Here is a 12,748-nt window from a genome sequence, read left to right as displayed (position 1 = left end):
GGAGCCGGAAAGGCCCGGCAGGACAGGAGCCCCGGGAGGCCACGACGCCGCAGGCGTGGAGCCCCGGGAACGCAAGGACTCGGCGACACCCGAGGGTGTTGCCGAGTCCAGAAGTCGTCGAGGCGGTGCCTCAGCGGGTCTCGCGGTGCGCGGTGTGCTTGCCGCACTTCGGGCAGAACTTGCTCAGTTCCAGCCGATCAGGATCGTTACGACGGTTCTTCTTGGTGATGTACGTGCGGTCCTTGCACACAGTGCAGGCAAGGGTGATCTTCGGTCGGACATCCCCGGACCTCTTGGCCATGATTCCTACTTTCACGAACTGAGTAAGCCTGCTGAACGGATGGAGCCTACGCCCCGTCTGGTAGCGGAGGCGGGAATCGAACCCGCGACACAGCGATTATGAGCCGCTTGCTCTACCCCTGAGCTACCCCGCCATGGTGATCACCGGCGTTGCTCGCGCAACCAGACCCACGGGCGATGGGGCCGGCTCCCACTCAGAGCCCCCAAGCAGAATCGAACTGCTGACCTTCTCCTTACCATGGAGACGCTCTACCGTCTGAGCTATAGGGGCAACGACGTAGAAAGCTACACGGGGCGAACCCCGCAACGCAACTCTCGTTGTCTGCTGCTCTGCGATCCGGCCCCGAGGGGTCCGATCACGACCTTCACCAGTGCTGCGATCGACGATCACGGCGCTGACGCCGGTATGTACAGCCTCCGGACCCATCCGGCCCGGAGGCTGCGTGGCAGGTGTTGGATTCGAACCAACGTAGGCATAGCCGACGGTTTTACAGACCGCTCCCATTGGCCACTCGGGCAACCTGCCGTGCTGGCCTCAGCCAGCGACGAGAGACACTACCAGCCAGCGCGAGCCATGCGCCAATCGGGTCGCGACAGGGCTCCCGAACCCGTCCCGCCCGCACCCCTCCGGAGCGGCCCGTTACGATGGCCCCGCAGACCCACGGCACAGCCATCCGACATCACCCCAGCGCAGGAGGATCCCATGGCCTCGGAGAGCTCATTCGACGTCGTCAGCAAGGTCGACCACCAGGAGGTCGACAATGCCATCAACCAGGCGGCCCGCGAGGTCCGCCAGCGGTTCGACTTCAAGGGCACCGACACCACCGTCGCGTGGTCCGGGGACGAGGGGATCGAGATCGTCTCGCAGACTGAGGAGAAGGTGAAGGCGGCCCTCGACGTCCTGCAGTCCAAGCTGGTCCGCCGGAAGGTGAGCCTCAAGGCCCTGGACGCCGGCGAGCCCCGGGTCTCGGGCCGGACCTGGCACATCGACTGCGCCCTGCGCGAGGGAATCTCCACCGAGAACGCCAAGAAGATCTCCAAGCTGGTCCGGGACTCCGGACCCAAGGGGGTCAAGGCGCAGATCCAGGGCGAGGAGCTGAGGATCTCCTCGAAGAAGCGCGACGACCTCCAGGCCGTCCAGAAGCTCATCAACGACGCCGACTACGAGTTCGCGGTGCAGTTCACCAACTACCGCTGAGCCCCGGGCGGACCGCGGACACCCCACCTCCCGGCGTCGGGCGGTGGGATACTGCTGTGCCGTGAGAGTGGAGACCTGGGAGAGGAAGTCCGAGGTACCCCTCACCCTGCTTGCCCTGGCCTTCCTGGTCGCCTACGCCTGGCCGATCCTGGATCCGCGGATGGACGCCGACATCCGGACCTCCCTGAACCTGGCGACCTGGACCATCTGGGCGGCCTTCGCCGTCGATCTTGCCATCCGCCTGTGGTTGGCCGATCGCACCGCCAGCTACGCGCTGCACCACTGGTACGACGTCGCCCTGGTGGTACTGCCGATGCTGCGCCCGCTGCGCCTGCTGCGGCTCATCGCCCTGGTGCGGATCCTCGACCGCTCCGCCACCACATCACTGGTCGGACGGACCGCGGTCTATCTGGCAGCGGCGGCGTCGGCCTCGGTGGGACTCGGGTCGCTGGCGATCCTCGACGCCGAGAGGGGCGCCCACGGGGCCAACATCACCACCTTCGGGGACGCCCTGTGGTGGGCCTGCGAGACGGTCACCACGGTGGGCTACGGGGACCGCTACCCGATCACCGGCCAGGGGCGGGCGGTGGCCGTGGTCCTGATGCTGGTCGGCATCGGACTGATCGGCTCGGTCACCGCCACCGTGGCCGCCACCATCCTGGCCCGGGTGCAGACCGAGTCTCACAGGTCGTAGTCCACCACCACCGGCGCGTGGTCGGAGATCCTCTCCTCGTAGGAGTCCGCACGATCCGTCCCGCCGACCCTCGCGCGGGCCGCCAGGCCGGCCGAGGCGAGGTGGTAGTCGATCCGCCAGCCGGCGTCGTGGGTGAAGGCCTGACCCCGCCAGCTCCACCACGAGTAGGGGCCCTCCTCGCCGGGATGCAGGGAGCGCACCACGTCGACCAGGGTGCGCGGCGACAGGATCGAGCCCAGCCACTCCCGCTCCTCGGGCAGGAAGCCCTCATTGCGCTGGTTGCTGCGCCAGTTCTTGAGGTCCAGGTTCTGGTGGGCGATGTTGAAGTCCCCCATCACCAGGAACTGCCTGACGCGGGCCGCAGCGGCCCGTCTGGCCGCGGTGAGGTGCCGGGCGAAGCCGCGGGTGAAACTCATCTTCCGGGCCTGTTTGACCAGAGTCTTCTGGTCGGAGGGGTCGGGGGTGGCCCCCTTCGGCAGGTAGAGGCAGCCCACCGTCAGCGCGGCATCGGCCAGGTCGACCTCGACATAGCGGCCCTCCTCGGCGAACGGGTGCAGGGCTCGCGGCAGCCCCTTCACCGATCCCTCGGTGACCTCCGGCTGCTCCCGGGGTCCACCGAGCAGCAGACCGGACCCCCACCCCCGGACCGCCTCCGGAGCCTGCCGGGTGAGCAGTGCGACGCCGTTGCGCCCGGCCAGGCTGCCCGGCTGCCAGGCCACGTGGTAGTCCCCGAAGGCCCCCTCGGGAAGGTCGGCGGGACGGCACCGCACCTCCTGGAGGGCCACCACGTCGCAGCCTCGCTGCGACAACCAGTCGGCGAATCCGCGTTTGTGGGCGGCCCGGATGCCGTTGACGTTGAAAGTGGCGATACGCATGGGCAGTACCCTGCCACGCCCGGCGGGGTACTTACCCGAACATCTTCTCGACCTCGGCCCGGGTGACGTCGGCCAGGCCGGCGTGACGCCACCTCGGGTGGTGGTCCTTGTCGACCAGCTGGGCCCGGACCCCCTCGCAGAAGTCGGACCGCCTCATGAAGGACCGGCCGAGCCTGCGGTCGGTGTCCAGCACCTCCTCGAGACTGCCGGCGTGCTCGGCCCGACGCACCGCCTCCAGGGCCACCGCCACCGACAGCGGGGAGCGGGTGGCGATGAGGTCGGCGGTGCTGCGGGCCTGGGGCTCCGGTCGTCTCCTGAGGGCCTCGACGACCGCCACCGGGTCGGCCGAGTCGTAGCAGGCCTCGATCCAGTGGGCCGAGCGGGCCAGCGCGCTGGCCTGCGGGTCGACGTCCAGCTGCCGGCCGTTCTCGTCGACCACGACGTCGACCAGTCCCGCCCACAGCGCCGAGGCGGCGTCGATGGAGCATCCCGTCATCGCCAGGTGCCGGCCCGCCAGCCTCGGTGCCCGCGACAGCTCGAAGGTGGCCCCGACATCGGGCCACAGCCCGATCCCGACCTCCGGCATCGCCAGCACCAGGTCCTGCCGGGCCTCCACCCGCGACAGCCGCAGGGACAGCCCCAGACCGCCCCCCATGCTGATTCCGTGCAGATGGGCGGTCCCGGTGCCGACCCGGGCGATCGCCAGGTCGATGGTGTACTCGACGTCGAGCCACTCCCCGGCCTGCTCGGGATCGCTCAGCGCCAGGGTGCGCAGCTCGCGGATGTCGGCGCCGGCGCAGAATCCCTTCGGCCCGGCCCCGGTCAGATCGACTCTCCGGGCCCCGGCCACCTCGGTGCCGATCGCCGCCAGCATCCGGCCGGACAGCGAGTTGATGGCCCGTGGCCGGTTCAGCTCGATGGACACCCCGGTGGGATCGCGGCTGATGATGAGATCACTCATTGCTGCTCCTTGTCTGCAGGCTCTCCGGAGACCGGCCCGGAGGACGGTCGGGAGGACGGTTCGGGACCGACGCGGCTGCGGCGTCCGCGCCGGAACGCACCCCGCCTGGTCCAGGCCTGGCCGGTTCTGCGCTCGTGCCAGATCATGGTGACCACCAGCATGATGGCCGCCACCACCCCCAGTGAGAGGTAGTCGTTGCGCCACGACAGGTTGACCGCTCCGTAGGCCAGCAGGGCGGTGGTGGTCCAGGTGGCCGGCCGGACGTAGCGGGCGGCGTCGTCGACCAGCGGCAGCAGCAGGAATCCCCACAGCACGTACCACGAGTGCAGGGCCGGGGCGGCCACCGTGACGGTGAGATAGGCCAGCGCCAGGAAGGTCAGCGGCCGGCGCGGCAGCTCCCGGACGGCCAGCACGACGATGACGACGATGCCGCAGGCCAGCCCGATCGTCTGGCTCACCTGGATCGCACCGACCGCCGCACCGGTGGCACCCACCAGGTTGAGGACCTGGCGGACCCCCAGCCCGATGAGGGTGGCCGGGGAGACGGTGATGACCATCCCGGGCACCCCGACGGCGTGGTACCAGCCGAAGCCCAGGCCGGTGAGCCACGACACCACGCAGAACGAGATCACCGACAGGGCCAGCGAGGTGAGGATCCGGGTGAGCGCCAGGCTCACCTCCCGGCCGCGCCAGGATCTCATCGGGTGGCGGATCAGCGGCAGTGCCAGGGCCGCCATGAAGGCCGGCTGCTTGATGGCCGCCGAGACCCCCACGATCAGGGCGCCGAGCACCCAGGAGCGCCGCCCCAGGGTGGCGACGAACAGGGCCAGCACCACCAGGCCCATCATGAGGGAGTCGTTGTGCGCCCCGCCGATGAAGTCGATCACCAGGATCGGGTTGAGGGTGGCGAACCAGGCGGCGAAGTGCGGGTCGTGACCGGTGCGCCGGGCTAGCCGTGAGCTGAGGATGCCTATCAGGATGACCCCCAGCAGTGCCGGGATTCTCATCGCCACCGCGGACCAGTAGGGGTTCTGTCCGGCGAACTCGACCATCAGGTGCTGGATCTGGATGGCCAGCGGACCGTAGGGGGTCTTGGTGTAGCGCCACTCCTGGGCCACCTGGTCGGCGAAGGCGCCGGGCAGCAGCCCGGGGTAGCCGTCATAGGGGCTGATGTCGTTGATGACCAGCCATCCCTGGGCGGCGTAGGAGTAGGCGTCGTGGCTGAAGATCGGCGGGGCGAGCAGGAAGGGTAGCCCCCACACCCCCAGCACCGCCCATGGGTGGACGCCGGCCCGGAACCATCCGGAGCCGGCGGACCGGCGACCCGGTCGCAGCCGCAACCAGGAGTCGATCAGCAGGGCCAGGCCGGTGAGGACCAGGGCGGTGCCGACGAACCGCCAGCTCGGCCCCACCAGCCCGAACCGTCCCAGCCTCGACCACCACGGGGAGTTGTTGGGCAGATAGGCGGGTGTCAGTGATCCCAGTGCGATGAGAGCGGTGCCGGCCAGCCCGATCAGCACCACCGGGCTGGACCACGCCATCAGGTAGCTCACCAGTCCGCGGCGGGCGAACCTCAGGACCCGCTGCCACGGGGAGGGCGAGGGGTCCCCCCGTCGAGTCTGGGCGACCACCCGATGGTCCCCCGGCAAGCCCGCACTGTGCACCGCACCACCCTATCCGTGGACGGTCGATGTCCCCGCCCGGCCCGGGCGCCCCGGGCTGGTAGTCTCGCAAATCGGCCACATCTGAGAACCATCATGAGGAAAGAGGTCTCAGTGCCCACACGACCAGTGCACACCGCAAGTACGGCGCCGTCCAGCACCCCTGCATCGGCCCCACGTGAGGTCACGCCCCTGCCCAGGGTCGTCATCCGGTTCGCCGGCGACTCCGGCGACGGCATGCAGCTCACCGGGGACCGGTTCACCGCCGAGTCGGCGGTCCACGGCAACGATATTTCCACCCTGCCGAGCTTCCCCGCCGAGATCCGCGCCCCCCAGGGCACCATTCCCGGCGTCTCCAGCTTCCAGGTCCACTTCGCCAACTACGACATCGTCACCCCCGGCGACCAGCCCGATGTGCTGGTGGCGATGAACCCGGCGGCCCTGGCCGCCAACCTCAAGGACGTCCGCCGCGGCGGGCTGATCCTGCTGGACTCCGCCGAGTTCACCAAGCGCAACCTCACCAAGGCGCAGTTCGACGCGGACCCGCGCACCGACGGGACCCTGGAGTCCTACCAGGTGGTCGAGCTCGACCTCACCTCCCTGGCCGTCGGCGCCGTCGAGAAGTTCGACCTGGGCCGCAAGAACTCCGAGCGTTCGAAGAACATGTTCGCCCTGGGGCTGCTCAGCTGGCTCTACGGACGTCCGCTGGAGCCCAGCGACCGGTTCCTGAGGTCGAAGTTCGCCTCCAAGCCGCTCATCCGGGACGCCAACATCGCCGCCCTGCACGCCGGTCACGCCTACGGCGAGACCTGCGAGCTGTTCACCGTCCGCTACCAGGTGGCTCCCGCCCCGGTGCCGGCCGGACGCTACCGCCAGATCACCGGGAACCAGGCCACCGCCCTGGGGCTGGTGGCCGGCGCCAACCGCGCGGGGCTGCAGCTCTTCCTGGGCTCCTACCCGATCACCCCGGCCTCCGACATCCTCCACGAGCTGTCCAAGCACAAGGCCCACAACGTGGTCACCTTCCAGGCCGAGGACGAGATCGGCGGAGTCGGTGCCGCCCTGGGCGCCTCCTTCGCCGGAGACCTGGGGGTCACCACGACCTCCGGGCCCGGGATGACCCTCAAGGGCGAGGCGATCGGACTGGCCGTGATGACCGAGCTGCCGCTGGTCGTCGTCGACGTCCAGCGGGCCGGCCCCTCCACCGGCATGCCGACCAAGCCCGAGCAGGCCGACCTGCTCCAGGCGATGTACGGGCGCAACGGGGAGTCCCCGGTCGCGGTGATCGCGGCCAAGTCCCCCTCCGACTGCTTCGCCACCGCCGTGGAGGCCTGCCGGATCGCCATCACCTACCGCACCCCGGTGGTGATGCTGTCCGACGGTTACCTGGGCAACGGCGCCGAACCCTGGGAGATCCCGACCCTGGCCGACATCCCCCGCATCGACCCGCACTTCGCCACCGCCCCCAATGCCACGGCGGCCGACGGGTCCGACCGGTTCCTGCCCTACAAGCGGGACCCGAAGACCCTGGCCCGACCCTGGGCCGTCCCGGGCACCAAGGGCCTGGAGCACCGGATCGGCGGCCTGGAGAAGGCCGCCGACTACGGCAACATCTCCTACGACCCGGCCAATCACGAGCAGATGGTCCACGACCGGGCCGCCAAGATCGCCGGAATCGTCCAGGACATCGACGATCTGACCGTCGACGATCCCAGCGGCCGGGCCGACGTCCTGGTGATCGGCTGGGGGTCGACCTTCGGGCCGATCACCGCCGCGGTGCGCCGGGTGCGCGACCGCGGGGACGCCATCGCCCAGGCCCACCTGCGCCACATCAACCCCTTCCCGGCCAACCTCGGGGAGGTGCTGCACCGCTACCGCCGCGTGGTCCTCCCCGAGATGAACACCGGCCAGCTGGCGATGCTGCTGCGCTCCCGGTTCCTGGTCGACGTCCGCAGCGTCACCCGGGTGCGGGGCATCCCGATCTCCCCGGTCGACCTGTGCGAGGTGCTGTGCGGCTACTGCGAGGAGACCACCGGCGCGACGCCGGCCGCCGCCCCGCAGGACATCTCGACGTCCGACATCACCTCGAAGGAGGCCCGATGAACACCCACCAGATCACCACCCCGACGGGCTCCACCACCTCTCCGGTCCCCGAGGGCCCGACCACCACCGCCGTTCCGGCGGGTCCGGCCGCCTCGGCCGCACCGGTCAGCGAGGGGCTGGCCGGCGTCCCGTTGGCCCTGACCGCCCTCAAGCGTCGCGACTTCGTCTCCGACCAGGAGGTCCGCTGGTGCCCCGGGTGCGGTGACTACTCGATCCTGTCGACCTTCCAGGCGGTCCTGCCCGAACTGGGGATCGCCCGCGAGAATGCCGTCGTGATATCCGGGATCGGCTGCTCCTCGAGATTCCCCTACTACATGAACGCCTACGGGATGCACTCCATCCACGGTCGCGCCCCGGCGATCGCCACCGGAGTCGCGATCGCCCGACCCGACCTGGCGGTCTTCGTGATGACCGGCGACGGGGATGCCCTGTCGATCGGCGGCAACCACCTCATCCATGCCATGAGGCGCAACATCAACCTCACGATCATCCTGTTCAACAACGAGATCTACGGGCTGACCAAGGGCCAGTACTCCCCCACCTCCGCCCAGGGGCTGGTGACGAAGTCCTCGCCGATGGGATCGGTGGACTACCCGTTCAACCCGCTGTCGGTGGCCCTGGGAGCCGGCTGCACCTTCGTCGGCCGGGCCATCGACTCCGACCGCAAGGGCCTGGACGCCACCCTGAGGGCCGCCGCCAAGCACCGCGGGACCTCCTTCGTGGAAGTCTTCCAGAACTGCCCGATCTTCAACGACGGCGCCTACAGGGACATCAAGGGGCCCGACGCCGCCGACCACCTCGTCAGGCTGGCCGACGGCGAGCCCGTCCTGCTGGGCGCCGACGGCAGTCGCGGGGTGGTGCGCGACCCGGTCTCCGGCGCTCTGACCAGCGCATCGGTCGAGGAGGTCGGGATCGACCACATCCTGGTACACGACAGTCACCGCGAGGATCCCTCGCTGGCCTTCGAGCTGTCCCACCTCACCGACTCCGGCCAGATCACCCAGACCCCGATCGGGATCTTCCGCGACGTCGTCAAGCCCGCCTACGACGACATGGTCCGCGACCAGCTCACCCGCGCGGCCGGCGAGCACACCAGCCCCGAGGACCGTGACGACGCCCTCCAGACTCTGCTCAACGGGGTGGACAACTGGACCGTCACCGAGGATGGTCAGGTCATCGAGAACTAGGGTCGGCGATCCGGGGCCGGTCGGTGCCGCCCGCCCGTCAGAGGAGGAACACCGTGACCACATCCCTGCGACCCGACGGTCGACGTCTGCCCTGGTACGGCAGGTTCGGCGCCCCGATCACCCTGGTGGTCGGGGTCGCCGCCTATCTGCTGATCCTCGACGTGATGATGGAGACCCAGAACCTCAACCTCTTCCCGACCCTGCTGCTGGTCGGGGCGGTCACCGTCCCCGCCGCGGTGCTGCTGCTGGCCTTCGCCGTCGACCCGCCTGCCCGGGGACACGGCGCCCTCATCGCGGCCACCGCGGTGGCCGGCGGCGTCGTCGGCACCACCTCGGCGGGACTCCTGGAATACCGGGCCCTCACCGCCATGCCCTGGCTGGGAATGGTCGCCGTGGGATTCATCGAGGAGGCCGTCAAACTCATCCTCCCGGTGCTCATCCTGATCTTCTACCGCAAGCACCCGAGGGGTCTCGGGGTCGTGCTCGGCATCGCCTCGGGAGCCGGCTTCGCGGTGCTGGAGACGATGGGCTACGGGTTCACCGCTCTGGTGACCACCAGGGGAGACGTCGCCGCGGTCGACAGCACCCTGCTGCTGCGCGCCCTGCTGTCACCGGCCGGCCACGTCGCCTGGACCGGCATGACGGCCTGGGCGCTGTGGCGGCTGCGCGACGTCCCCCGGCCCCGGCACGGGGTGCGGACCGCCATCGGCGCCTACCTGCTCGCGGTCGCCTTGCACGCGGCCTGGGACGGTGCCGGGTCGAGCCTGCCGGTCCACATCGCGGTGGCTGTCCTCAGCGTTGCGGTGCTGGTCGTCCTGCTGGTCGCCTCCCGAGCCCCCGGGCGGCCTGCCGGCAGGTGAATAGGGTGGGTTCGTGACTACTGCTGAACTCTTCCCCGACCTGGACTCCTCGGTGAGCCCCGCCGACGACCTGTACCGCCACGTCAACGGACGCTGGCTGGGGCGCGCCGTCATCCCCGACGACCAGGCCTCGACCGGATCCTTCAGGCTGCTGCGCGACGCCTCCGAGGAGGCCGTCCACCAGATTCTCGAGGAACTGTCGGCGGGCAATGGCGCCGATCTGGTCGCCGCCGCCCCCGAGGCCACCGAGCACGAGGCCGGACTGCTGGCCGGCCTCTACCGCCGGTTCATGGACACCGAGGCGGTCGAGGCGGCCGGCGTCTCCCCGCTGGCCCCGATCCTGGCTGAGGTGGCGTCGATCTCCTCGGTCCCCGAGCTGATCGCCTTCCTCGGCCGCGGCGTGCGCCGGGGAGTGGCAGGACTGTTCTACCTCGAGGAGGACTCCGATCCCGGCGATCCGGACCGGTACGTGCCGTGGACCGGTCAGGCCGGAATCGGGCTTCCCGACGAGGCCTACTACCGCGACGACGACAAGGCCGAGATCCGCGACTCCTACCTCGCCCACGTCCAGCGCTCCCTGGAGCTGGCCGCGGTGCCCGGCGACGCCGCCGCCCTGGCCCGCCGGGTGATGGACCTGGAGACCGAGATCGCCTCCCACCACTGGGACCAGGTGCGCAACCGCGACATGCAGGCCACCTACAACCCGACCTCCTTCGCCGACCTGTCGACGTCCCACCCCGGGCTCCTGCTGGACACCTGGCGGCAGGCCGCCGACATCCCCGAGACCGTCCTGAGCACCGTGGTGGTGAACCAGCCGAGCTTCTTCGACGAGGTGGAGCCGCTGCTGAGGGACGATCGCCTCGAAGACTGGCGGGCCTGGGCGGCCTGGAACGTGGTGCGCTCCTACTCCCCCTTCCTGTCGGCAGACCTGGTCGAGCAGAACTTCGCTTTCTACGGCCGCGTGCTGTCGGGCACCCCGCAGCTGCGGACCCGCTGGAAGCGCGCGGTCGGCTTCGTGGAGTCAGTGATGGGAGAGGCGCTGGGCAAGTTCTACGTCGCCCGGCACTTCCCGCCGGCCGCCAAGCAGCGGATGGACCAGTTGGTCGCCAGGATCCTGGAGGCCTACCGGGTCTCGATCTCCCGGCTGGACTGGATGGGCGAGCAGACCCGGGCCGAGGCCCTCACCAAACTGTCGAACTTCCGCCCCAAGATCGGCTACCCGGACAAGTGGCGCGACTTCAGCGGCCTCCAGCTGCCCGAGGGAGGCCTGGTCGAGGCGGCGCAGGCGGTCACCTCCTTCGAGGTGGACCGGATGATCGAGAAGCTGTCGGGGCCGATGGACCCCGACGAGTGGCTGATGTACCCGCAGACCGTCAACGCCTACTACCACCCGCTGCGCAACGAGATCGTCTTCCCGGCCGCCATCCTGCAGCCGCCGTTCTTCGACGTCAACGCCGATGACGCCGTCAACTACGGGGCGATCGGGGCCGTCATCGGACACGAGATCGGCCACGGCTTCGACGACCAGGGATCGACCTGCGACGGCCACGGACGACTGCGCGACTGGTGGACCGAGGACGACCGGACCGCCTTCAAGGCCAGGACCAGGGCCCTCATCGACCAGTACGACGCTCTCGTCCCGGTCCAGCTGCAGCCCGACGGCCCGCACGTCAACGGAGCACTCACCATCGGCGAGAACATCGGCGACCTGGGCGGGGTCGGGATCGCCTTCCTGGCACTGACCCTGTCCTTCGCCGACAGCGGGGAGCCCGCCCCGATCGACGGGCTGACCTGGCAGCAGCGGTTCTTCCTGTCCTACGCCGCCATCTGGCAGGGCAAGTACCGCGACGAGGCGCTTCGGTCGCGGATCGCCACCGATCCGCACTCCCCCGACGAGCTGAGGTGCAACCAGATCGTGCGCAACGTCGACGCCTTCTACCGGGCCTTCGACGTCACCCCCTCCAACCGGCTCTGGCTCGACCCCGACCAGCGGGTCACCATCTGGTGACCCCCGGCAGTCCCGGGGCGGCTCGGTGCGCTGCGCCGCCCCGGGACTCTCGGCTGGCCGACGCGCTCAGCCGGCCGAGATGGCCTGCGCCATCGCCAGCACCCGGCGTGCCGTCTCGACGTGGAGGTTCTCGATCATCCGGCCGTTGTAGGTGACCACGCCGGACCCCTCCCCGGCCTCCCAGGCCTCGATGATCCCGTGCGCCTCGGCGATCTCGTCGGCGTCCGGGGCGAAGACCTCGTTGGCGGGGCCGACCTGGGAGGGATGGATGAGGGTCTTGCCGTCGAATCCCATCAGCATCGCCTCGTGGGCCTGGGAGCGGAATCCTGCGGCGTCGCGCACATCGTTGTAGACGCCGTCCAGGATCACCCGACCGGCCGCCCGGGCGGCCAGCACGCACATCTGCAGGGCGGTGGTGACCGGCCCCCGGCCGGGCACGTGGCTGGCCCGCAGCTCCTTGGTGAGGTCATTGGTGCCCATCACGAGCACATCGAGACGGTCGGAGGCCTCGGCGATGGCCAGGCAGTCCAGGACCGCCCTGGGGGTCTCGATCATCGCCCAGATCGACATCTCGGGGCCGGCTCCGGCGGCCGACATCTCGGCGGCGATGGTGCGGACCTGGTCGGCCGAACCGACCTTGGGCACCGCGATCGCGTCGGGGCCGGCGGCGACCGCCGCGACGAGGTCCTCCCGGTACCAGGGGGTGTCCATCCCATTGATCCGGATGACCACCTCGCGGGACCCGTAGGGTCGCGAGGACACCACCTGGGCCGCACGGTCGCGGGCCTCCGGCTTGGCCGCGGGGGCCACCGCGTCCTCCAGGTCGATGATGATCGCGTCGCAGGGAAGGGTCTTGGCCTTCTCCAGGGCCCGGGCGTTGGCTCCGGGCATGAACAGGGGT

Annotated in this window: 11 protein-coding genes and 3 tRNA genes; 6 read left to right on the top strand and 8 right to left on the bottom strand. The window is 70.0% G+C overall.

Annotation, left to right across the window (positions count from 1 at the left end; all coding sequences use genetic code 11):
* Positions 1–130: 130 nt before the first annotated feature.
* The 4 genes from rpmG to FEZ32_RS07800 form a co-directional block, all read right to left on the bottom strand.
* Positions 131–301, bottom strand: a complete 171-nt coding sequence (gene rpmG, locus FEZ32_RS07815) for a 50S ribosomal protein L33 (protein ID WP_028702639.1) — start codon at positions 299–301, stop codon at positions 131–133.
* A 58-nt stretch (positions 302–359) separates the two neighbouring features.
* A tRNA-Met gene (locus FEZ32_RS07810) sits at positions 360–434 on the bottom strand.
* Positions 435–498: 64 nt separating this feature from the next.
* Positions 499–571, bottom strand: a tRNA-Thr gene (locus FEZ32_RS07805).
* A gap of 173 nt (positions 572–744) precedes the next feature.
* A tRNA-Tyr gene (locus FEZ32_RS07800) sits at positions 745–826 on the bottom strand.
* 177 nt (positions 827–1,003) lie between these two features.
* Between FEZ32_RS07800 and FEZ32_RS07795 the strand changes: the two genes are divergently transcribed.
* Entirely contained in the window at positions 1,004–1,498 is a 495-nt protein-coding gene (locus FEZ32_RS07795) for a YajQ family cyclic di-GMP-binding protein (RefSeq protein ID WP_028702640.1), read from the top strand.
* 61 nt (positions 1,499–1,559) lie between these two features.
* Positions 1,560–2,192: a potassium channel family protein gene (locus FEZ32_RS07790; protein ID WP_126412768.1), complete on the top strand. Its 633-nt coding sequence runs from the start codon at positions 1,560–1,562 to the stop codon at positions 2,190–2,192.
* Here the strand turns inward: FEZ32_RS07790 and FEZ32_RS07785 are convergent.
* From FEZ32_RS07785 to mptB, 3 genes are read right to left on the bottom strand one after another with little or no spacing between them, the layout of a single operon-like run.
* The gene (locus FEZ32_RS07785) at positions 2,180–3,067 is read right to left on the bottom strand and encodes an exodeoxyribonuclease III (RefSeq protein WP_138680365.1); all 888 of its coding nucleotides are present in this window, start codon (positions 3,065–3,067) and stop codon (positions 2,180–2,182) included. The genes FEZ32_RS07790 and FEZ32_RS07785 overlap by 13 nt on opposite strands.
* Before the next feature lie 31 nt (positions 3,068–3,098).
* The gene (locus FEZ32_RS07780) at positions 3,099–4,028 is read right to left on the bottom strand and encodes an enoyl-CoA hydratase/isomerase family protein (RefSeq protein WP_097798408.1); all 930 of its coding nucleotides are present in this window, start codon (positions 4,026–4,028) and stop codon (positions 3,099–3,101) included.
* The gene (mptB, locus tag FEZ32_RS07775; RefSeq protein ID WP_175415818.1) at positions 4,025–5,569 is read right to left on the bottom strand and encodes a polyprenol phosphomannose-dependent alpha 1,6 mannosyltransferase MptB; all 1,545 of its coding nucleotides are present in this window, start codon (positions 5,567–5,569) and stop codon (positions 4,025–4,027) included. Before mptB ends, FEZ32_RS07780 begins: the two co-directional genes overlap by 4 nt.
* A 216-nt stretch (positions 5,570–5,785) precedes the next feature.
* Between mptB and FEZ32_RS07770 the strand changes: the two genes are divergently transcribed.
* The 4 genes from FEZ32_RS07770 to FEZ32_RS07755 are packed head-to-tail and all read left to right on the top strand — an operon-like array spanning position 5,786 to position 11,847.
* Positions 5,786–7,792: a 2-oxoacid:acceptor oxidoreductase subunit alpha gene (locus FEZ32_RS07770; RefSeq protein WP_097798407.1), complete on the top strand. Its 2,007-nt coding sequence runs from the start codon at positions 5,786–5,788 to the stop codon at positions 7,790–7,792.
* Entirely contained in the window at positions 7,789–8,979 is a 1,191-nt protein-coding gene (locus tag FEZ32_RS07765) for a 2-oxoacid:ferredoxin oxidoreductase subunit beta (protein WP_138680364.1), read from the top strand. The genes FEZ32_RS07770 and FEZ32_RS07765 overlap by 4 nt, the downstream gene beginning before the upstream one ends.
* Before the next feature lie 53 nt (positions 8,980–9,032).
* Positions 9,033–9,839, top strand: coding sequence for a PrsW family intramembrane metalloprotease (locus FEZ32_RS07760; protein WP_138680363.1), 807 nt, complete (start codon positions 9,033–9,035; stop codon positions 9,837–9,839).
* A gap of 13 nt (positions 9,840–9,852) precedes the next feature.
* Complete coding sequence (locus tag FEZ32_RS07755) at positions 9,853–11,847, top strand: M13 family metallopeptidase (protein WP_138680362.1); 1,995 nt, start codon at positions 9,853–9,855, stop codon at positions 11,845–11,847.
* 66 nt (positions 11,848–11,913) lie between these two features.
* Here the strand turns inward: FEZ32_RS07755 and FEZ32_RS07750 are convergent, their stop codons facing one another.
* Entirely contained in the window at positions 11,914–12,738 is an 825-nt protein-coding gene (locus tag FEZ32_RS07750) for an HpcH/HpaI aldolase/citrate lyase family protein (protein ID WP_138680894.1), read from the bottom strand.
* Between the last annotated feature and the right edge of the window lie 10 nt (positions 12,739–12,748).

It is taken from the genome of Acidipropionibacterium jensenii (assembly GCF_005890135.1).
Taxonomy (GTDB): domain Bacteria; phylum Actinomycetota; class Actinomycetes; order Propionibacteriales; family Propionibacteriaceae; genus Acidipropionibacterium; species Acidipropionibacterium jensenii.
The sequence above is the reverse complement of the archived record's forward strand: the minus strand, read 5'-3'. Positions and strand labels throughout refer to the sequence as shown.